This is a genomic window from Falsiroseomonas ponticola (assembly GCF_016805305.1).
Taxonomy (GTDB): domain Bacteria; phylum Pseudomonadota; class Alphaproteobacteria; order Acetobacterales; family Acetobacteraceae; genus Falsiroseomonas; species Falsiroseomonas ponticola.
Map to the genome: position 1 here is coordinate 344,619 of NZ_JAERQN010000001.1, position 20,129 is coordinate 364,747.

17 protein-coding genes are annotated in these 20,129 nt (G+C 70.2%); 10 read left to right on the forward strand and 7 right to left on the reverse strand.

The genetic code is table 11. The annotated features are described in order from the left end of the window. The first annotated feature begins 2 nt into the window (after window positions 1-2). Window positions 3-884 carry an ion transporter gene (locus tag JJI54_RS01655; protein WP_318987426.1) on the forward strand — a complete coding sequence of 294 codons (882 nt, stop codon included), beginning with the start codon at window positions 3-5 and terminating at the stop codon, window positions 882-884. On the opposite strand, the gene JJI54_RS01660 is transcribed toward JJI54_RS01655, so the two are convergent. After that, window positions 874-1,941 (reverse strand): alpha/beta hydrolase, encoded by a 1,068-nt coding sequence (locus JJI54_RS01660; protein ID WP_203070307.1) that lies wholly within the window; start codon window positions 1,939-1,941, stop codon window positions 874-876. The two genes, JJI54_RS01655 and JJI54_RS01660, sit on opposite strands and share 11 nt — an antisense overlap. Window positions 1,942-2,080: 139 nt before the next feature. Between JJI54_RS01660 and gpmI the strand changes: the two genes are divergently transcribed. The 6 genes from gpmI (at window position 2,081) to JJI54_RS01690 (ending at window position 11,488) form a co-directional block, all read left to right on the forward strand. Beyond that, entirely contained in the window at window positions 2,081-3,631 is a 1,551-nt protein-coding gene (gpmI, locus tag JJI54_RS01665; RefSeq protein ID WP_226381338.1) for a 2,3-bisphosphoglycerate-independent phosphoglycerate mutase, read from the forward strand. A gap of 85 nt (window positions 3,632-3,716) precedes the next feature. After that, the gene (gene acnA / locus JJI54_RS01670; RefSeq protein ID WP_203070308.1) at window positions 3,717-6,305 is read left to right on the forward strand and encodes an aconitate hydratase AcnA; all 2,589 of its coding nucleotides are present in this window, start codon (window positions 3,717-3,719) and stop codon (window positions 6,303-6,305) included. Next, window positions 6,302-7,213 (forward strand): alpha/beta fold hydrolase, encoded by a 912-nt coding sequence (locus JJI54_RS01675; protein ID WP_203070310.1) that lies wholly within the window; start codon window positions 6,302-6,304, stop codon window positions 7,211-7,213. The genes acnA and JJI54_RS01675 overlap by 4 nt, the downstream gene beginning before the upstream one ends. 248 nt (window positions 7,214-7,461) lie before the next feature. Then, window positions 7,462-9,804 carry an ATP-binding protein gene (locus JJI54_RS32905; protein ID WP_203070312.1) on the forward strand — a complete coding sequence of 781 codons (2,343 nt, stop codon included), beginning with the start codon at window positions 7,462-7,464 and terminating at the stop codon, window positions 9,802-9,804. Then, window positions 9,801-10,424: a 2-hydroxychromene-2-carboxylate isomerase gene (locus JJI54_RS01685; protein ID WP_203070314.1), complete on the forward strand. Its 624-nt coding sequence runs from the start codon at window positions 9,801-9,803 to the stop codon at window positions 10,422-10,424. Before JJI54_RS32905 ends, JJI54_RS01685 begins: the two co-directional genes overlap by 4 nt. Continuing rightward, window positions 10,421-11,488, forward strand: a complete 1,068-nt coding sequence (locus JJI54_RS01690) for an NAD(P)H-dependent flavin oxidoreductase (protein ID WP_203070316.1) — start codon at window positions 10,421-10,423, stop codon at window positions 11,486-11,488. Before JJI54_RS01685 ends, JJI54_RS01690 begins: the two co-directional genes overlap by 4 nt. A 38-nt stretch (window positions 11,489-11,526) precedes the next feature. Here JJI54_RS01690 and JJI54_RS01695 read toward each other — a convergent pair whose 3' ends face one another. From JJI54_RS01695 to JJI54_RS01705, 3 genes are all read right to left on the reverse strand, one after another. After that, entirely contained in the window at window positions 11,527-12,183 is a 657-nt protein-coding gene (locus JJI54_RS01695) for an MORN repeat-containing protein (protein WP_203070318.1), read from the reverse strand. A 32-nt stretch (window positions 12,184-12,215) separates the two neighbouring features. After that, window positions 12,216-13,148 (reverse strand): Bug family tripartite tricarboxylate transporter substrate binding protein, encoded by a 933-nt coding sequence (locus JJI54_RS01700; protein ID WP_203070320.1) that lies wholly within the window; start codon window positions 13,146-13,148, stop codon window positions 12,216-12,218. Between the two features lie 91 nt (window positions 13,149-13,239). Further along, window positions 13,240-14,031 (reverse strand): DUF459 domain-containing protein, encoded by a 792-nt coding sequence (locus JJI54_RS01705; RefSeq protein ID WP_203070322.1) that lies wholly within the window; start codon window positions 14,029-14,031, stop codon window positions 13,240-13,242. 126 nt (window positions 14,032-14,157) lie between these two features. On the opposite strand from JJI54_RS01705, the gene JJI54_RS32545 reads away from it, so the two are divergent. The 3 genes from JJI54_RS32545 to JJI54_RS01720 all read left to right on the forward strand — a co-directional run bounded on the left by JJI54_RS32545 (window position 14,158) and on the right by JJI54_RS01720 (window position 17,278). Next, a complete protein-coding gene (locus JJI54_RS32545) occupies window positions 14,158-15,477 on the forward strand; it encodes a GDSL-type esterase/lipase family protein (protein WP_203070324.1) in 1,320 nt (439 codons plus the stop codon). A 9-nt stretch (window positions 15,478-15,486) separates the two neighbouring features. After that, window positions 15,487-16,875 carry an MBOAT family O-acyltransferase gene (locus JJI54_RS01715; RefSeq protein WP_203070326.1) on the forward strand — a complete coding sequence of 463 codons (1,389 nt, stop codon included), beginning with the start codon at window positions 15,487-15,489 and terminating at the stop codon, window positions 16,873-16,875. Between the two features lie 79 nt (window positions 16,876-16,954). Then, a complete protein-coding gene (locus JJI54_RS01720) occupies window positions 16,955-17,278 on the forward strand; it encodes a hypothetical protein (RefSeq protein ID WP_203070328.1) in 324 nt (107 codons plus the stop codon). A 272-nt stretch (window positions 17,279-17,550) separates the two neighbouring features. Here JJI54_RS01720 and JJI54_RS01725 read toward each other — a convergent pair whose 3' ends face one another. From JJI54_RS01725 to JJI54_RS01735, 3 genes are read right to left on the reverse strand one after another with little or no spacing between them, the layout of a single operon-like run. Beyond that, on the reverse strand, window positions 17,551-18,726 hold the full coding sequence (locus JJI54_RS01725; protein WP_203070330.1) for a DGQHR domain-containing protein: 1,176 nt from the start codon (window positions 18,724-18,726) through the stop codon (window positions 17,551-17,553). Further along, complete coding sequence (locus tag JJI54_RS01730; protein WP_203070332.1) at window positions 18,723-19,250, reverse strand: hypothetical protein; 528 nt, start codon at window positions 19,248-19,250, stop codon at window positions 18,723-18,725. The genes JJI54_RS01725 and JJI54_RS01730 overlap by 4 nt, the downstream gene beginning before the upstream one ends. After that, window positions 19,240-20,040, reverse strand: coding sequence for a DNA adenine methylase (locus tag JJI54_RS01735; RefSeq protein WP_203070334.1), 801 nt, complete (start codon window positions 20,038-20,040; stop codon window positions 19,240-19,242). Before JJI54_RS01735 ends, JJI54_RS01730 begins: the two co-directional genes overlap by 11 nt. Window positions 20,041-20,129: the final 89 nt, after the last annotated feature.

The window sequence follows — 20,129 nt, forward strand, 5'->3', positions numbered from 1 at the left end:
GGGTGATCGATTCGATGCAGGAAGTCCTGACGGCGGCGGACGCCGATGCCTCGCCGCGCGCACGCCTGGCGCGCCTGATCCTGTCCAAGCGGTTCCAGCACGGCGTCACCGCGCTGATCCTGCTGAACGCCGTGACGCTGGGGCTCGAGACCTCGGACAGCATCATGGCCGCCTGGGGCGGGCCGCTGGTGGCGCTGGACCACCTCCTGCTCTGGATCTTCACGGCGGAACTGGCGCTGCGCATCTACGCCTTCCGCGGCCGCTTCTTCCGCGACCCCTGGGGCATCTTCGACCTGATCGTGGTCGGCATCGCCTGGGCGCCGGCCAGCGGCCCGCTGGCCGTGCTGCGCGCGCTGCGCGTGCTGCGGGTGCTGCGCCTGGTCAGCGTGGTGCCGAGCCTGCGCAACGTGGTGGAGGCGATGCTGGCCGCCCTGCCCGGCATGGGCAGCATCGTGCTGCTGATGGCGCTGATCTTCTACGTCTTCGGCGTGATGGCGACGAAGCTGTTCGGCGACGTGATGCCGGAGCAGTTCGGCGACCTGGGCACCGCGCTGTTCACGCTGTTCCAGCTGATGGCGATGGATGATTTCGGCAATGTCGTGCGCCAGGCGATGGAGCATGTGCCGCTGGCCTGGCTGTTCTTCTTCCCCTTCACCATCCTGGCCACCTTCGTGGTGCTCAACCTCTTCATCGGCGTGATCGTGGAAAGCATCCAGACGCTGCGCGAGCAGCGCGAAAGCGCCGATGCCCGCGCCGCCCAGGTGGCGACGGAGGCGGCGCGGAGCGAGGCGCATCTCGACACCCGGATGCTGCTGCAGGAAATCCGGGCCCTGCGCGCGGAAGTGGCGGCGCTGCGCGGCGCCGCGCCCCCCGTCAGGGAGTGATCCGGAAGCCGCGCTCGGCCGGGACGTAGTGGCGCCAGTCCATGATGTCCCCGGGGATGCCGGCCAGCACCGCCTGCACGTCATTCGTCACCGGCGGGCTCAGCCGGTAGTAGCTGTGCCCGCTGCCGCCGCCGGAGACCTGGGTGCAATCCACCAGCGTGACCTTGCGCGGCAGGTCCGTCAGCGTCCGCGGCCCGGCGACGCCCAGGCGATCCGGGTTGGACTTGGTGATGTCGCTGACCTGCAGCACGCGGTCGTTGTTGGCGTAGTAGACATGCACGGCGGAAGCCAGCTCCGGCAGGCGCTGGAACTTGTGCGCCAGCTCGAAGGCGTCGTTGTCCTCATCCGCCGCCATCAGGAAGATGTTGTCGAAGATGCGCGGCATGCCGCCCGGCTTGTAGTCCCGCCCGAAGGCCTGGATGGCGTGGCGCAGCGCGAAATGGCCCATGGAATGCACGACCAGGTGGATGCGCTGGCCGCACATCTCGTCCTGCGCCATCTCCTTCACGAAATCGACCAGCTTCTTCAGCACCCGCGCCATGGCGCTGGCGGAGGCCTCGGCATCCGTCCGGTCGTTGAAATAGGCGAGGCGCAGCCGGGAGGATTCGGCCGAGACGTCCGGCACCACCGTGCGGCCATCGGAAGGCCAGGAGAAGACCGCCACCTCCAGCGGCCGCTTCGCCGTCGCATAGACCTGGCGGAGCTGCGCCGCATTCTCCAGCGCATCGGTGAAGCTGCAGTTGAAGCCGTGGATGAAGACCAGCAGGTCCGCCTTGTTCGCCCGCATCCGGTCGCGCAGCGCCGGCAGCGCGATGTCGGACCCGTAGGTGGGCGGGCGCTTCGTGGCGGGGTCGCCGGCATCGATGACATCGGCGATCACCTCCACCGTCTTCACGGCGTAGGATTTCGGGTCGTGCGGCTTCTTCCCCTTCACCGTCACATCGGCATAGCCGTAGCGGACGCAGAAGGGGCCATCGGGGTTGTAGTTCTTCCCGAAGGGCTCGGCCGGATCGGCGGTGTGGTTGCGGTTGGTGGCGAAATAGACCCTGGTTTCCATGGGACGTTCCTCGCGGCAGCGGAGGAACGAAACCATATCGTTATGAGATGGGGAAGCCGTTTCCGGCGCCCGGGCGGGTTTTGCGCCGGCGCCCGGCCGGGTTAAAGCGGGCCCGCCAGCCCCGCCGGAGACCGCGCCCATGCCCGCACCCGCCCGCCGCCCCGTGATGCTCGCCATCCTCGATGGCTGGGGCTGGAGGGAGGAGGTGGCGGACAACGCCGTGCGCCAGGCCGCCACCCCCTGCTTCGACGCGCTGTGGCAGGCCGGGCCGCGCAACTTCCTGCACACCTCGGGCCTCGATGTCGGGCTGCCCAAGGGGCAGATGGGCAATTCGGAGGTCGGGCACCTCAACATCGGCGCCGGCCGCGTGGTGATGCAGGATCTGGTCCGCATCGACGCCGCCTGCGCCGATGGCTCCATCGCGACCTTGCCGGCGCTGGTGGCGCTGCTGGCGAAGCTGAAGGCCAGCGGCGGGCGGCTGCATCTGATGGGCCTGCTCTCCACCGGCGGCGTGCACAGCCACCAGGACCATGCGGTGGCGCTGGCCCGCGCCGCGACCGCGCAGGGCATCACCGTGCTGGTGCATGCCTGGACCGATGGCCGCGACACCGCGCCCGACAGCGCCGCGGGCTTCGTGCGGGACTTCGAGGCCGCGCTGCCGGCGGGTGCGACCATCGCGACCGTCTGCGGCCGCTACTTCGCGATGGATCGCGACAATCGCTGGGAACGCGTCTCCCAGGCCTATGACGTGATGGCCACGGGCAAGGGCGCCCGCCACCCCACCGCCCAGGCCGCCATCGCCGCGGCGCATGCCGCCGGCAAGACCGATGAATTCATCCCCGCCACCGCCATCGGCGATTACGGCCTGCGCGCGGATGGCGACCGGGATGGCATGCGCCACGGCGATGCCGTGCTCTGCTTCAACTTCCGCGCCGACCGGGTGCGGGAGATCATGACGGCGCTGCTCGATCCCTCCTTCACCGGCTTCGCGCCGGACCCCACGGTGCACTTCGTGGCGGCGGCGGGCCTCACGGAATACAGCAACGCGCTGGCGCCCTTCATGGCCGCGCTGTTCCCGCCGCAATCGATGGAGGACATCCTGGCCGCCGTCGTCAGCCGCGCCGGCCTGAAGCAGCTGCACATGGCGGAGACGGAGAAGTATCCGCACGTCACCTACTTCCTGAATGGCGGGGAGGAAGCGGCCTATCCCGGGGAGGATCGTGTCATGGTCGCCTCCCCCAAGGTCGCGACCTATGACCTCCAGCCGCAGATGTCGGCGCCGGAGCTGGCGGAGAAGGCGGTGACGGCGATCGAATCCGGCGCCTATGACCTCATCGTGCTGAACTTCGCCAATGCCGACATGGTGGGCCATACCGGCAGCCTGGAGGCCGCGATCAAGGCCTGCGAGGCGGTGGATGCGGGCCTGGCGCGCATCGCCGGCGCGGTGCGGGAGGCCGGCGGCTGCCTGCTGGTCACCGCCGACCACGGCAATGCGGAGATGATGCGCGACCCCGTCACGGGCGGCCCCCACACGGCGCACACCACCAACGTGGTCCCCGTGCTGCTGATGGGCGCGCCCGAGGGTGCCACGCTGGCCGAGGGCCGCCTGGCCGACCTGGCGCCGACGCTCCTGGCCCTGCTCGGCCTCCCCCAGCCCGCCGCCATGACCGGCACGTCGCTGCTGCGCTAAGGCCTCCCGGTCCAGGGGGCGGTTGCCCCCTGGCATGGGGGGCGCGGGGGGAACAGAGTTCCCCCCGCATCACGCGCAGGACCTCATGCCCCCGACCCGTCGCCTCGGCCCCCACCGCATCATCGACCTCCCCGCCGCCGCCGGCGCGCATCTCCCCCGCATGCCCTGGTCGCATCGCGTGCTGCTGGAGAACCTGCTCCGCACCGCCGATGCGGAGACCGCGCGCGCCGGCCAGGCCGCCCTCCTCGCCTGGCTGGAGACCGGCCGCAGCGCCGCCGAAATCCCCTTCGCCCCCGGCCGCATCCTGATGCATGACACCACCTGCGGCCCCGCCTTGGTGGACATCGCCGCGATGCGCGACGTGCTGGCGCAGGCGGGCGGCGATCCCGCGCGGCTCAACCCCGCCGTCCCCGTCGCGACCTCCGTCGATCATTCCGTCGCGGTGGACCTCGCCGGCACGCGCGCGGGCCTCGCCCACAACATGGCGCGGGAGATGGAGCGGAACGCGGAGCGCTATCGCTTCATGAAATGGGCCGCGCAGGCCGTGCACGGCTTCCGCGTCTTCCCGCCCGGCACGGGCATCATGCACACCATCAACCTGGAGCGCCTGGCCACCGTCGTCACGACGGAGCGGCGGCATGGCGAATCCTGGGCCGTGCCGGACACGCTGGTCGGCACGGACAGCCACACGCCCATGGTGAACGCCATCGGCGTGCTGGGCTGGGGTGTCGGCGGGATCGAGGCCGAGGGCGTGATGTTCGGCGTGCCCGTCGCGCTGCGCATCCCCGATGTGGTCGGCGTGCGCCTCACCGGCGCGCTGCCCGCCGGCGTGCTGGCCACCGACCTCGCGCTGGTGGTGACGGAACGGCTGCGCCGCGCCGGCGTCTCGGGCGAGTTCGTGGAGTTCTTCGGCCCGGGCGCGGCGACGCTGACGGCGATGCAGCGTGCGGTGGTCGCCAACATGGCCCCCGAATACGGCGCAAGCACCGGCTGCTTCGCGATCGATGCCGCGACGCTCGACTTCCTTCGCGCCACCGGCCGCGACGCAGCGCAGGTCGCGCTGGCGGAAGCCTATGCGCGGGCCAATGCCCTCTGGGCCGATCCCGCCGCCGATCCGCGCGTGACCGCGTTGGTCGAGATCGACCTCGCCGCGCTGCGCCCCTCCCTGGCCGGCCCGCGCCGGCCGCAGGACCGGCTGGACACCGCCGCCGTCCCCGCCGCGCTCGCCCCGCTGCGCGGCCAGGCGACGGCGACCATCCCCGCCGATGCCGTCGCCATCGCCGCCATCACCTCCTGCACCAACACCAGCGACACGGGGCTGCTGGTCGCGGCCGGGCTGCTGGCGCGGAACGCCCGCGCGCTCGGCCTCTCCACCCCGCCCTGGGTGAAGGCATCCCTCACCCCCGGCTCGCCGGCGGCCGAGCGGCGGCTGCGCCGCGCGGGCGTGCTGGAAGAGCTGGAGGCGCTGGGCTTCGCCATCGTCGGCCATGGCTGCGCCACCTGCATCGGCAATGCCGGCCCCCTGCTGCCGGAGGTCGCGCGGGCGGTGGAGGCGGAGGGGCTGAAGCCCATCGCCGTGCTGTCCGGCAACCGCAATTTCCCGGGCCGCGTGCATGCGCAGATCGATGCCGCGCTGCTGGCCTCGCCCCCGCTCGTCGTCGCGCATGCCATCGCCGGGCGCGCCGCCCTCGACATCGCGCGCGACCCGATCGGCCACCGCGCGGATGGCCGCGCCGTGACGCTGGCCGATCTCTGGCCCGGGGAGGCCGAGGTCGCCGCCCTGCTCGCCACCGCGACCGATCCCGGGGATGTGGCGGCCGCGGCGGCGGAGGCCGAGGCCGCGGGCCCCTGGGCGGCGCTGCAGGCCCCCGCCACGCCGCGCTTCCCCTGGGACGGCGCCAGCACCTATCTCCGCCCGCCGCCCTTCGTCACGCTGTCGCCGCCCCCCGCCGCCGCCTTCACCGCGCATCCGCTGCTGGTGCTGGGCGACGACATCACCACCGACCACATCTCCCCCGCCGGCGCGATCCCCGCCACCAGCGACGCCGCCGCCTGGCTGGTGGAACGCGGCGAGGATCCCCTCGACCTCAACGTCTATGCCGCCCGGCGCGGGAACTGGGAGGTGATGCTGCGCGGCCTCTTCACCAACCGCACCGTGGTGAACCACCTGGCGCCCCCCGGCCTGCCCCCCGGCCACACCATCCATGCGCCGAGCGGCGAGGCGCTGCCCGCCTGGCGCGCCGCGGCGCGCTATGCCGCGGATGGCCTGCCCGTCGTCATCATCGCCGGCGAACGCTACGGCACGGGCTCGTCGCGCGACTGGGCGGCGAAGGGCGCGCAGCTGCTCGGCGCGCGGGCGGTGCTGGCGAACAGCTTCGAACGCATCCACCTCGCCAACCTCATCGGCATGGGCGTGCTGCCGCTGCGCCTGCCCGAGGGCTGGCGGCCGGCCGCGCTCGGCCTCCGCCCCGGCGACACCATCGCGGTGGCGCTGGATCCCGCCGCCCTGGCGCCCCGCGCGCCCATCGCCGTCACGATCCGCCGCGCCGATGGCCGGACGGAGCAGGGCATCGCCACCGCGCTGCTGGACACGGCGCGGGACGTGGCGCTGATCCGCGGCGGTGGCATGATCCCCGCCATCCTGCGCCGCGCGCGGGAGGGGGAAACACCATGAGCGACGATCTTCTGCCCGGCTGGTCCGACCAGGTCGTGGAGACACCGGGCGGCGCCCGCATCCGCGCCCGCCGCGCGGGCTCCGGCCCGCCCCTGCTGCTGATGCACGGCAACCCGCAATCCCACGTCATCTGGCACCGCATGGCGCCGGAACTGGTGAAGCACTTCGACTGCGTGGCGATCGACCTGCGCGGCTATGGCGACAGCACCGGCCCGGGCGACCTGTCGCTGCCCTACTACGACCCCGCCGACTACACCTTCCGCGCCATGGCGCAGGACGCGATCGCCGTCATGGCCCATTTCGGCCATGCGCGCTTCAATGTCTGCGGGCATGACCGCGGCGGGCGCGTGACGCATCGCCTGGGCCTCGACCACCCCGAGGCGGTGATCCGCGCCGCCATCCTCGACATCCTGCCCCAGCGCCACGTCTATGCGAATGTCACCAGGGACTGGGCGATGAAGTCCTGGCACTGGGTCTTCATGCCGCAGGAGGAAGGGCTGCCGGAACGGATGATGGAATCCGTCCCCGCCGACTGGTTCATGGCCCGCAAGATCGGCAAGAAGGGCATGGGCATGTCGATCTTCGACCCGCGCGCGGTCGCCGAATATGTGCGCTGCTTCACGCCCAAGACCATCCGCGCCTCCTGCGCCGACTACCGCGCCTGCGCCACGCTCGACCTCGCCATGGACAATGCGGATTACGAGGCGGGAAGGCGCCTGGCCTGCCCGGTGCACGTGCTCTGGGGCCGCCTCTCCCACACCCAGGCCGTGTTCGACGACGTGCTGCCGGTGTGGCGGGACTACGTCACGGGCCCGCTTTCCGGCCGCGCCGTGCGCAGCGGCCACTACCTCGCGGAACACGCGCCGGAGGAGGTGCTGGCCGAGATCCTGCCCTTCTTCGCACCCTGACCGGTTGCATCACGCCCGGGTGAGGCGCGGGCTTTCGTTGCGCCCGGGGCCGGGGCGCGCTTGCCCCCCCCGGGGCGGCGGGGCATGGAGGCGCCGGTGTTCGCGACCCCAACCGTTGGCGGGACCTGGCCGTGACGACATCGTTGCCCCTGCGCCCGAAGCCCCCAAGGGAACCCCCAAGGGAACCCCCAAGGGAAACTCCAAGGGAACCACCGGCGGCAGCCCGGGCGGAACCGCCCGGGCGGCCGGTGCAATGGCACCTCGCCCTCTTCGCCGCGGTGCTGGCGCTGCCCATCCTGGTCTTCGTCGCGGCGCTGCTGTGGCGCGTCGGCAATGTCGAACGCGCGCGGCTGGAGCAGGAGGCCCTGGCCGCCGCCCGCGGCGCCGCCGTGGCGGTGGACCGCGAGCTGGCGGGGCTTTCCGCCATGCTCAACCTGCTCAGCCTCTCCCAGCCCCTGCGGGCGGGGGACCTGCCGGCCTTCCACGCCCAGGTGGTGGAGCTGCAGGAACGCCTCGGCGTCACCGCCGTGCTGCGCGATGCGGCGGGGCGGCGCCTGGTCAATGCCCGCGTGCCCTTCGGCTCCCCCCAGCTGATGACCACGCTGCCCGCGCCCGCGGCCACGCGGCCCCGGCCCACCATGATCTCCGGCCTCTTCCAGGGCGCCGCGGCCGGGGAGGCGCTGTTCGCCATCGAGATCCAGATCCCGCCCCTGCGGCCGGGGGAAGGCCCGGCCTTCCTCAGCCTCAGCCTGCCCGTGACGCGCATCCGCGACGTGCTGGCCAGCGAACGCATCCCCCGCGAATGGACCGTGGCGGTGGTGGATGATGGCGGCACCATCCTGGCCCGCAACGCGCGGCACGAGGAATTCGTGGGCCGCCCCGCCACGCAGGATCTGCGCGACAACACAAGGGGGCGGGAGGGGACGTGGCGCGGCACCACCGCGGATGGCCGCCCGGTGCTCGGCACCTATGCGCGCTCGGCGCTCGCGGATTGGCGGGTCGCGGTCGGCGTGCCGGACCACACGCTGGCGGAACCGCTGCGCCGGTCCCTGCTGCTGCTGGTGGCCACGGGCGCGCTGCTGGCGCTGATCTCCCTGCTGCTGGCGCTGGCCTTCGGCCGCCGCATCGCCGCCCCCCTGCAGGCGGTGGCGGCCAGCGCGCGCGCCATGGGGGATGGCGCGGTGGTCCCGGCGGTGCCCAGCGGCATCCGGGAAGTCGCGCAGATCGGCGATGCGCTGGCCACCGCCTCCGCCACCCTGCATGCGCGGGAGGAGGAGCTGAAGCGCCTGAACGAGGCGCTGGAGATCCGCGTGATGGAGCGCACGCGCGACCTGGCGGAGACCAATGCCCGCCTGATCGCCGCCGCCACCGGGCGCGACCGGGCGGAGGAACAGCTGCGCCAGGCGCAGAAGATGGAGGCCGTGGGCCGCCTGACCGGCGGCGTGGCGCATGACTTCAACAACCTGCTGACCGTGGTGCTGGGCAACCTGACCCTGGTGAAGCGCCGCCTGGATGAGGGGGTGGAGGAGCGCGTCCGGCGGGGGATCGAGGGCGCGATCGAGGGCGCGCAGCGCGCCGCCAGCCTCACCGCGCGCCTCCTCGCCTTCTCCCGCCAGCAGCCCCTGGCGCCGGAGGCGGTGGATGTGAACCGCCTGGTGGCCGGCATGTCGGACCTGCTGCGGCGCACGCTGGGGGAGGATGTGGCGGTGGAGACGGTGCTGGCCGGCGGCCTCTGGCGCGCCCATGCCGATCCGAACCAGCTCGAATCCTCCCTGCTGAACCTGGCGGTGAATGCGCGGGACGCCATGCCGGGCGGCGGCAAGCTGACCATCGAGACCGCCAACGCCTATCTGGACGAGGCCTATGCGGCGGGGCGGGACGAGGTGAAGCCCGGCCAGTATGTGGCGATCTGCGTCTCCGACACCGGCGCGGGCATGCCCCCCGACGTGGTCGGCCGCGCCTTCGAACCCTTCTTCACCACCAAGCCCGTGGGCAAGGGCACGGGGCTCGGGCTCAGCCAGGTCTATGGCTTCGCCAAGCAGTCCGGCGGCCATGCCGCCATCTACAGCGAACCCGGCCATGGCACGGCCGTGAAGCTCTACCTGCCCCGGCTGCGGGATGGCGAGCTGCCCGCCGATGCGCCGACCGTGGTCGCGCTGCCGGAGATGCCGCGCGACGGCGCCGGCCGCCTGGTGCTGCTGGTGGAGGACGACCCGATGGTGCGGGACTTCGCCGTGACGGCGCTGGAGGAAGGCGGCTGCCGCGTGGTGGCCGCCGCCGATGGCCCGGCGGCGCTGGCGGCGCTGGACGCCCATCCCGGCATCGCCATCCTCTTCACCGACGTGGTGCTGACCGGGCCGATGAACGGCAGGCAGCTGGCCAATGCCGTGCTGGAACGCCGCCCCGGCCTGCCGGTGCTGTTCACCACCGGCTATACCCGCAACGCCATCATCCACCATGGCCGGCTGGATGAGGGGGTGCAGCTGCTGGGCAAGCCCTATTCAGCGGCCGGGCTGGTGGCCAAGGTGCTGTCCCTGCTGGATGGGCCCGACGGGCCCCCGCCGCCGCCTTCGCCATCGGATGCCGCATGACCATCGACTGGTATTTCGACCTCGTCTCCCCCTTCGCGCATCTGGCGCTGCCGCGCGTGCTGGCGCTGGAACAGCGGCTCGGCCGGAAGGTGACGCTGAAGCCCATCGTGCTGGGCGCGGTGCTGGCGCATTGGGGGCAGCTGGGCCCGGCGGAGATCGCGCCGAAGCGCCGGCAGACCTATCGCCAGGTGCAGTTCCAGGGCGGCGCCGCGCTGCGCTTCCCGCCCGCCCATCCCTTCCGGTCGCTGGAGGCGCTGCGCCTGGTGACGGCGCTGGGCGCGACGGCGCCGGTCGTCTCCGCCGCCTTCGCCTTCATCTGGGCGGAAGGCCGCGACCCGGTGGTGGAGGCGACCGGCTTCGCCGCGCAACTCGGCGTGGATGACGCCGCCGCGCTGGTGGCGGGCAGCGGCGCCCGGGAAAGGCTGCGGGAGGCGACGGCGGAGGCGATCGGCCGCGGCGTCTTCGGCGTGCCGACGCTGGCGGTGGGGGAGGAGCTGTTCTGGGGCGCCGACGCCATGCCCATGGCGGAAGCCTACCTGGCCGATCCCGGCCTGTTCGACACGCCGGCGATGCGCCGGCTGGATTCCCTGCCCATGGGCGTGGAGCGGAGGGGCCTATGAACCCGGTATCGCGTGCGGAAGCCTTCTGCGCCCGCTTCGGCCTGCGCATCCCGATCCTGCTGGCGCCCATGGCCGGCGCCTGCCCGCCCGGCCTGTCCATCGCCGTGGCGCAGGCCGGCGGCATGGGGGCCTGCGGCGCGCTGCTGATGGGCCCGGACGCCATCCTGGACTGGGCGCGCACGGTGCGGTCCGCCACCAACGGCGCCTTCCAGATGAACCTCTGGATCCCCGACCCGCCGCCGGCGCGCGACGCGGCGCGGGAAGCGGCGCTGCGCGGCTTCCTCCAGGGCTGGGGCCCGGCGGTGCCGCCGGAGGCCGGCGATGCCGCGCCGCCCGATTTCGGCGCGCAATGCGAGGCGCTGCTGCAGGCCGCCCCCGCCGTCGTGAGTTCGATCATGGGGGTCTATCCCGCGGATTTCGTGGCGCGGCTGAAGCAGCGCGGCATCGCCTGGTGGGCCACCGCCAGCACGGTGGCGGAAGCCCGCGCGGCGGAGGAGGCGGGCGCCGACGTCATCGTCGCCCAGGGCATGGAGGCCGGCGGCCATCGCGGCGCCTTCGAGGCCGGGCGCGCGGAAGCCGCCATGGTCGGCCTGCTCGCCCTGCTGCCCGCGGTGGTCGATGCGGTGCGCCTGCCCGTCGTGGCCACCGGCGGCATCGCGGATGGGCGGGGCGTGGCCGCCGCGCTGGCGCTGGGCGCTTCCGCCGCCCAGATCGGCACCGGCTTCCTGCGCTGCCCGGAAGCCCGCATCCCCGCCCCCTGGGCCGATGCCCTGGCCGCGACGCCGCCGGAGGGCACGGCCGTGACCCGCGCCTTCAGCGGCCGGGCGGGGCGCGGCATCGCCACCGCCTATGTGAAGGCCGCCGCCGCCCCCGACGCGCCGCCCCCCGCCCCCTACCCGGTGCAGCGCGGCCTGACCCAGCCGATGCGCGACGCCGCGGCGAAGGCCGGCGACATCGACCGCATGCAGGCCTGGGCCGGCCAATCCGCCATGCTGGCCCGCGCGGAGCCCGCCGAGGCCGTGGCCCGCACCCTGTGGGAGGATGCGCGCCGCCTGCTGGCGTAGCGGGCCGGGGGGGCCGCCGGGTCAGGCGGTGGAAGCCGTCACGGCCCTGTCCGGCCGCAAGCGCCCGCGCCTGCCCAGGCGATGCCCGCCGCCCCGCCCGCCGGGTCCTGGAAGCAGCCCGCGGCCCAGAGGCCGCTATAGGCCACGCCCCCCAGCACGGCCCGGCCATAGCCATGCGGCCGGTCCTCCTGCCAGCCGCCCTCGAAGCGGTCGCCATTGGCGAAGACCTGGGTGCCCGGCCCGGCGCGCCGGCCTTCCTGCCAGGCGCCCTCGAAATGGTCGCCATTGGCGGCGGTGAAGATGCCGAAGCCATGCGGCAGGCCCTGGCGCCATTCGCCGGCATAGCCATCGCCCGCCGCGTTGCGCGCCTGGCCCATGCCATCCGGCCGGCCATCCCGCATCACGCCGATGTAGCGCGTGGCCTGGCCCTCCGCCGCCACGCGGAACTCGGCGCTGCCCGGCCCTTCCGCCGGCCCGGCGGGGCAGGCGCCGAACCAGCTGGCCGTCTCGCCCGCCCGCGGCGCGGGGTTCCACAGCCAGCAGCCCCGCAGCCCATCCACCATCCAGCCCGGCCGCCCGGGCGCCGCCAGCGCCTCCGCCGGCGGCGGGCCGGGCCGGGCCCCGTCCGCCGGCTGGGCCGCCGCGGGCAGCGCGACAAGGCCGGCCAGCAGCGCCGCCCCAAGCAGTGGCCGCATCGTCATCGCGCCCTCATCCCGCCCCGCGGGGCCTATTGCGGCTGCAGGCCGGCAAGGCGCACCGCCTCCGCGTATTGCGCGCGCTCGCCGCGCAGGAAGGCGGCGAAGTCGCCGGCGCCCTGGCCCGTCGGCTCGATCCACAGCTCCCCGAAGCGCGCCCGGATGGCGGGCTCGGCCAGCGGCGCGCGCACCGCCGCCTCCAGCCGCGCGCGGGTCGCCTCCGGCACCGCCGCGTTGGTGAAGAAGCCGAACCAGGAATTGGAGGCGAAATCGGGCATGCCGAGTTCCGCGAAGCTGGGCACGCCCGGCGCCGCGGCCAGGCGCTGCCCATGCGCCAGCGCGATCGGCGTCAGCCGCCCCTCCCGCACCGGCGGCACCACCTCCGCCAGGATGCCGAGCACCATGTGCACCCGCCCCTCCAGCAGGTCCGGCAGCCACTGGCCCGATCCGCGATAGGGCACATGGGTGAAGTCGCCCCCCGTGCGCGCCTTCAGCAATTCGGTGCTGAGGTGGTTGGAGGTGCCGGTCCCGTAGCTGGCGTAGCTCAGCCCGCCCGGCCGGCTGCGCGACAGGGCCACCAGCCCCGCCAGGTCCCGCACGCCGAGCGAGGGGTGCACCACCAGCATGTGCGGCAGCACCGCCACATGCGCGAGCGGCGCGAAGTCGCGTTCCCCGTCATAGGGCAGGTTGCGCTGGATGAAGGGGTTGATGGTGAAGGAGTTGGAGGCCATCAGCAGCGTCGTGCCATCCGGCGCCGCGCGCGCGGCTTCCTGCGTCGCGATCACCGTGCCGCCGCCCGGCCGGTTGTCGATGACCATGGGCGCGCCGAGCAGCTGGCCGATGGTGGGCGCGAAGAGCCGCGCGACCAGGTCCATCGTGCCGCCGCCGGGGAAGGGCACCAGGATGCGCACCGGCCGCGCCGCGCCCTGCGCCAGCGCCGCCCCGGGCAGGCTTGCCGCCATCATGCCAAGGCTTCGCCGCCCGATCATTGCCCGCGCTCCCTCATGCCATCGGCGCAATGATGGAAGCGGCGCCTGCGGCCGGCAAGCGCGCGCTTCAGGCCTCGCTGACGCGCCCCAGGCAGGGCGCCAGCTCGGGGAAGCGCTGGCCGGCGGCGTCGAACAGCAGGCTGGCGATGCGGCGATAGCCGAAATGGGTGAAGTGCACCCCATCCTCCGCCCGCATGGTCTGGGTGGAGCGTTCCAGCGCCACCGCCGGCATGTAGCGCCCCTGCGCGTCGCTGGTGGCTTCCCAGGTCGGCAGGAACACCGCCCCCGCCCCTTCCGCCGCCGCCTGCTGGATCGCGTTCAGCTGCCGCGCCGCGCCGGCGAACTGGCTCTCCCGCATGTTGGGCAGGCCGAGCCACACGGCCCGCGCGCCGCCCTGCACCGCGTTCCCCGCCATCTCCGCCACGCGCTGGCCATACAGCTCCGCGAAGGCCGCCGTGCCGAAGGGGTAGCGCGCCCGCATCGATCGCAGGACCATCGGCCGGAAGTCGTTGGCGCCGATCCAGAACACCACCAGGTGCGGCCGGTGCCGCTGCACCAGGTCCCGCGACACCGCGGTCCAGTCGTATTCATCCCCGCGGGTCACGCCGGTGGCGTGCAGCGTGCCGTTGATGATGCGCAGCGTCTCCCGCCGCCGCATCGCGGGCTGCAGCGACAGGAACATCCCCTGCGCCAGGCTGTCCCCGCAGAACAACAGGTCCACCCGCTGCGGCGCCCCGCGCTCCGTCGCCCCGGCCGCCGGCGCCGCGGCCTCCGCGGCGGAAGGCGTCGCCGCCCCCGCCATCCGCGGCAGGGAGAACAGCCCCGCGGCCGCGCCCAGCAGCGCGCCACGACGCGACAAGGACACCCGGCACCGACCAGCCCGCATCCAGGCACTCCGAATTCGCAGGACAACGATCCGGGTATATCATGCAGAGGGTTAACCGGTAAGGACCAGCCAGCCTCAATGTTCGCCCGACGGCGCCTGATGACGACGATCGGCCTCGGCGCGCTGCTGGCCGCCTGCGGCCGCGAAAGCGGCGACCGTCCCGCCAGCCCGGCCGAGGCCGCGCGCTGGGCGGAGGGCCTCGCCCTGCCCCCCGACCCCAGCTTCGAGGCGCTTCTCCCCCCCGCCGCCGGCCCCGATCCCTACCAGCCCCTCGGCCATGCGCTCCGCGCCCTCGAGGCGGGGCAGGAGGGCCGCGCCCTCATCCTCCTGCTGGGCGACAGCCACGCCGCCGGCCCCATCCTCGCCGAACGGCTGAGGGAGCTGTTCCAGGCCCGCTACGGCGCCCTCGGCCCCGGCCGCCTGCCCCCCGCCCGCGCGCAGCGCTTCTGGAACCCCTCCGGCCTCTTCATCGCCCAGAACGGCGAATGGGAGGCCCGCAACGCGCTCCGCAGCACCAGCCCCGGCCCCTTCGGCCTGACCGGCTACCGCCTGACCGGCGCCCGCGCCGGCGATACGCTGACGCTCCGCACCACCGACCCCCGCGGCTTCGACCGCATCGGCCTGACCTTCGCCACCGGCCCCGCCTCCGGCAGCTTCCGCCTCCGCGCCGCCGGCACGCCCGATACCCCCCACGCCACCGCCACCCCCGCCCCCGACCTCCGCCAGATGCGCTACGACGTCTCCCCCGGCACCAAGGAGATGGCGCTGGAGCTCGTCGGCGACGGCCCCATCGACCTGCTGGGCTGGGGCATCGACCGCCGCGGCCGCGGCGTGCTGGTGGAGGCCTTCGGCATCAACGGCGCCACCCTCTCCACCCTCGACAACCGCGACCCCTCCATCCTCGCCCGCGAACTGGCGCTGACGCCCCCCGCCCTCGTCATCCTGGAATACGGGACGAACGAGGCGACGGACCGCGACCTCGACGCCGATGCCTATGCCGCGGCCCTCTCCCGCCGCATCCGCACGCTGCGCGCCGCCCTGCCGAGGAGCGGCATCATGCTCATGGGCGCCCCCGATGCCGGCCGCCCCGTCCGCGCCGCCCCCCCCCGCCGCGGCCAGCCCGCGCGACCCGCGACCGGCTGCGCCGCCGTCACGCCCCTCCCCTCCCTGGCCACCGTCAAGGCCGCGCAGCGCCGCGCCGTGGCCGACACCCGCGCGGGCTTCTTCGACTGGTCGGCGGAGGTCACGCAGGACCCCTGCCGCCTGCCCGGCCTGGCCGCCGGCGCCCAGCCCCTCATGCAGCGGGACCTCGTGCACTTCACCGCCGAGGGCTACCGCCTGACGGCGGAGCGCCTGCACGCCGCCATCCTCCGCGGCGCGGGCCTGGCCGGCGCCGCACCACGGCCCACCGGAGCCTGACCACCCCCCATGCTCTTCCCGACAGGCATCTTCGCCCTGTTCTTCGCCGTGGTCTTCGCGACCCACTGGCTGCTGGTGCGCTTCGCCCCCGCGCTCACCAGGCCCTTCCTGCTGCTGGCGAGCCTGGCCTTCTACGGCTTCTGGAGCATCCCCTTCTGCGCGGCGCTCCTCGCCGTCGGCCTCTTCGCCTGGGCCATCGGCCTGAAGGTGCGGGACGACGAGAACTGGCTCATCCTCGGCGTCGGCGGCACGCTCGGCTGGCTCGCCTACTTCAAATACACGGGCTTCCTGCTGCGGGAGGCAACGCCGATCGCCGTCTCCCTCGGCCTGCCGCCCCTGCCGGCGCCGGAGATCCTGCTGCCCGTCGGCATCAGCTTCTACTGCTTCCAGGCCATCTCCTACATGGTGGACGTGAAGCGCGGCGACGCCGCCATCGAACGCTCGCCGCTCAACGTCCTCGTCTACCTCACCTTCTTCCCGCACCTCGCCGCCGGCCCCATCGTCCGCGCGGCCCACTTCCTGCCGCAGGTCGCCGCCCTGCCGGATCGGCTCCGCGTGCCGCTCGCCATGGGCGGCCTCCTCATCCTCGGCGGCCTCTTCAAGAAGATGGTGCTGGCGAATGAGATCGCGACGGGCATCGTGGACCCGGTCTTCCGCGACCCATCCTCCTACGGCGCGCTCGACATCGCGCTGGCCGCCTATGGCTACACCATCCAGATCTGGTGCGACTTCTCCGGCTACTCCGACATGGCGATCGGCCTCGCCGCGCTGCTCGGCTACCACTTCCCCAAGAACTTCGACCAGCCCTTCCGCGCCCTGTCGCTGTCCGAGTTCTGGCGCCGCTGGCACATCTCCCTCTCCACCTGGCTGCGCGACTACCTCTACAAGCCGCTCGGCGGCAGCCGCGGCACGGAGGGCCGCACCGCCCGCAACCTGATGCTCACCATGGTGCTCGGCGGCATCTGGCACGGCGCCGCCTGGACCTTCGTCGCCTGGGGCGCGCTGCACGGCGCGGCCCTCGTCATCGAACGCGCCCTCGGCCTGCGCGCGGCACCTTCCGGCTGGGCCGGCCGCATCCTGCGCTGGGCCATCACCTTCCACATCGTCGTCGCCGCCTTCGTGCTGTTCCGCGCCCCGGACCTCGCCACCGTCGGCGCCATGGCGAGCGGGTTGTTCGACGCGGACATGCCGAGCGAGGCCTGGACCTGGCGCCTGCTCGCCTTCGTGGCGCTGGGCCTCGCGCTCCACTTCCTCCCCGCCGACCTCCGCCAGCGCAGCGAAGCGGTATTGGCGCCCCTGCACCCTGTCGTGCTCGGCCTGGTCTTCGGCGCGGCTCTGCTGGGCATCCTGCTGGCGGCGCCGGAAGGCGTGGCGCCGTTCATCTATTTCCAGTTCTGATGGTTGTTTCGCAGAAGCAGGGGGGCGCCGCCCCCCTGACCCCCCGCCAGGGTCCAACGGGACCCTGGACCGCGAGGCTTTGGAGCTGACCGAGGACACGATGCGCCAACCCTGGCTCCATACCGCCGACACCCCCGCCCCAAGCGGCGTGCCGGACGACTTCTCCCCCCGCAGCGCCACTCGCACGGCAGGCGGCGCCGCCGTGGCCGTGGGCATCGCGCTGGTGGTGATGGCGGCGGGACGATCCCCCGAAATCCTCGACGCCGCCTACGGACTGCCCGTGGTGGCGGGGACGGAAACGATCATCGCAGCAGCGGAAGCCTGGGACGGCGCGATGCAGGCGATCGGCGTGCCGGGAGTGGTGGAGGCGGTGCGGCGTGTGCTGTCGGCAGGAAGGGCCTAACGGCTGGCGGCTGGTTCCGAGCTACACGAGTTAGGCCCTATAGCGCAGCACGCCAACGAAAATGTGGAAGCAGGCGCCGCCTAACCTTTATAAGACCCAGCACAATAACTCGTCCCGCAGTATACCGCGAGATGTCGTTATCATCGCCTCCAGATATTTCGAATAGAGCGCGGGCACATCACCTGCGCACAACATGGAGGCGCCATTAGATCGACGCCATCCTCATCGCAGATAGATAATCCAACGGAGCCGATTTTTGCCCTCCACACAAGTTAACCAAGTCGGGTTTCAGCCCGGAGTGTTTTGTAAAGCTCCGCCGCACCAGAGGAGCCGGGAACGAATCGCTGCGGGTTAAAGTCGGAATCACTCAAAGAGCTCTTCCTCAAAATACCAAGGAAATCGTCCGTTGAGACCATTTCTCCCGGCGTCGCCAGATATCTATATGCGAGTCGAAAAAATCTCATCAAAGCATCGAAGCCAGTAGTCCGATTCAAGATGTATCCCGCAGCATTTTTCGACCAAGCATCTGGCCATCTAGCCTGAACCGCGTCGAAATAATTCCAGATCAAATTAGTCAACTCAATATCTCGGCCTGCAATGAAAAACGGGCGAAGAACGAGTTTGTCCACGTCTTGCGCCTGAACTGGTTCAAATCTCCCGCCACGGCGACCAGCCTGCCGATCTCTTATGATTTGGAGTTTATCTCGGCAAATATACTGTAATATACCAGCCACCACAGTAGCCTGCGACAACGTCTCAGTTAGCCTACCTGGAGTCGCCTTGCCCAGACGCTTAATCTTCCTGTGTAAAGGACTTCCAACTGTCGACTCTAGCGCGACCACTACGCTGTGGCATGTTTTCTCTGGACTCCGGCTTCTACTGTATTCAAAAAGATCGTAAACGAGACTTTTGTTGACCTTAGTCTGCGCCAAATTCACCGTAGCGAAGATACTCGCCTGGTCCGCAATATCGGCGTCAACAAATATAGAAACATTGACGTCAAAGTCGTCCCCCTCATATCCTTCAAGGCCCTTAATCCGATGCTGCCCATCAATTACTCGCGCGATGTGACGGTAAAGAACGGGATCTCCTTCATCGTCAGTGGACGGCTGAAAATTTGAAAGCGTGAGAAGCGTGAAGCGATCGTCTGCACCAGGGCAAGCGGGCTCAACGGTCACACACCGCTCGGCGACCGCCAAAACAACTGCAGTCGGAAACGTCGCATCTGCCCCCTTAACATACTGACGAATCTCTGCGACTCGCTTGTTATCGATCTCTCTCTGAATACCAAGATAAGAATCGATGCCGGGTTCATCAATCAGTTGACGGATGTCGAAGTCCGTTATCTCAACCAAAACCCTTGCAGAAATGCTGCCAACGTAGATATCGCCAATCGGCTGTCGAATGCGTACAGCCGGAACGGGAACAAACTTGCGATCTTCTTTCATTGACGCAGGCCTCTACTTTGCTGCACCGCCATTGCCAACCTAGCGTCTTCATCAGCGATAGCACCGCCAACATCCGGCTTCGCTTGCGTGATTACGGTGATAAGAACATACAGTATCATGGCCACCACAAACAAAACCGACGACAAAATTCCGACATTATCGGCATTGAACGTCGCGGCATTTGGGTCAAGCCCGATCATCAGAGCCGCCACGAGCAATATCACAACAACCGCCAACTGAAATATGTTACGCCATGGCCTGAAGCCCTTCAAATCCGAGCTGGCGAGCCAATAGACCGTCGCACCCAGGCCGACAGCATAGAAGACTAACTGCCCACTGAAATACGCCCGCTGAAGTGAGCCGAGCAGGCTGAAGGGTGGATCCTTCGCCAGAAAATCTCGCCCTATACTCAATAGAAGAGGCGCAAGAGATAGTCCTACAATAACAGCGATTTCCTGAAGAGCTAGCAGCCAAATTCGGCGTCCAGCATTAAGTAGAATGTAGATATAGCCCTTATCCTCCATGGCAGGTCACCACTAGCTCGGTAGTAGCAACCCTAAAATCGGAAGAAGCCGAGATCACGCTAGATCGCGGCACACTATATGAAGTCCAGCCGTCTTCATACAGCGATCTAACGCACGTCGAATCTGCGTTTGACAGCACGATATGAGCTCCACGACCACGCGCTTCAGTAAGACAGTCCCTCAATCGAATCTGGTCACGCCACGAAAACACGTTGCGGTTATATTTCAGAAATCCTCGATTATCGTCTCTCTTGCAATATGGCGGATCCACATATATTAGATCACCAGCACCCGCATGACTTATCGATGCTTCAAAGTCGCAGCAAGATATCTCCGCCTTCTTTAATTGCTCTGACAACTCACAAAAATCATCGTCATCGAAGATGACCGCCGACTTTGTCCCAATTGGAACATTGAATTCATTTTTCTTGTTGACGCGATACAGCCCGTTCCAGCAAGTTCGGTTGAGGTAGATGAATCTTGCCGCTCGCTCGTTAGGGTCGCCTGGAACGGTAGCGCGAATTTTGTAGTAAAGCTCCTTATCATGCAACATATGCAAAACCTGTAGCTGTTGATAAATCTTTTCTGGATTTTCCCTTATAGCTTGGTACATTTCGATTAATGCAGCATTCGCGTCGCTAATGATGGCCGCTTCCGGACGATATTCGAAAAATACCGCCCCGCTACCAAAGAACGGCTCTATATATCGGCTTATCTTGTCCGGAAATTGGCAAACAAGTTTCTTAGCCAGCCAACGTTTGCCTCCTGCCCATTTGAGTAAAGGCTTCAACTAATCACCTCATTGCTGCCGTGCCGCCAGCCATGCCGGACGAACTCTGTACGTTTGACCGCGCGTTCGTTCTGATGCAGGCACGGTCA

Bases quoted from the DNA above. Each gene is read 5' to 3' on its own strand.
- acnA (WP_203070308.1), top strand. From the start codon at position 3,717: ATGCCCCCGACCCGTCGCCTCGGCCCCCACCGCATCATCGACCTCCCC.
- JJI54_RS01715 (WP_203070326.1), top strand. From the start codon at position 15,487: ATGCTCTTCCCGACAGGCATCTTCGCCCTGTTCTTCGCCGTGGTCTTC.
- JJI54_RS01675 (WP_203070310.1), top strand. From the start codon at position 6,302: ATGAGCGACGATCTTCTGCCCGGCTGGTCCGACCAGGTCGTGGAGACA.
- JJI54_RS01700 (WP_203070320.1), bottom strand. From the start codon at position 13,148: ATGATGGCGGCAAGCCTGCCCGGGGCGGCGCTGGCGCAGGGCGCGGCG.
- JJI54_RS01725 (WP_203070330.1), bottom strand. From the start codon at position 18,726: ATGAAAGAAGATCGCAAGTTTGTTCCCGTTCCGGCTGTACGCATTCGA.
- JJI54_RS01660 (WP_203070307.1), bottom strand. From the start codon at position 1,941: ATGGAAACCAGGGTCTATTTCGCCACCAACCGCAACCACACCGCCGAT.
- gpmI (WP_226381338.1), top strand. From the start codon at position 2,081: ATGCCCGCACCCGCCCGCCGCCCCGTGATGCTCGCCATCCTCGATGGC.
- JJI54_RS01685 (WP_203070314.1), top strand. From the start codon at position 9,801: ATGACCATCGACTGGTATTTCGACCTCGTCTCCCCCTTCGCGCATCTG.
- JJI54_RS32545 (WP_203070324.1), top strand. From the start codon at position 14,158: ATGACGACGATCGGCCTCGGCGCGCTGCTGGCCGCCTGCGGCCGCGAA.
- JJI54_RS01730 (WP_203070332.1), bottom strand. From the start codon at position 19,250: ATGGAGGATAAGGGCTATATCTACATTCTACTTAATGCTGGACGCCGA.
- JJI54_RS01690 (WP_203070316.1), top strand. From the start codon at position 10,421: ATGAACCCGGTATCGCGTGCGGAAGCCTTCTGCGCCCGCTTCGGCCTG.
- JJI54_RS01695 (WP_203070318.1), bottom strand. From the start codon at position 12,183: ATGCGGCCACTGCTTGGGGCGGCGCTGCTGGCCGGCCTTGTCGCGCTG.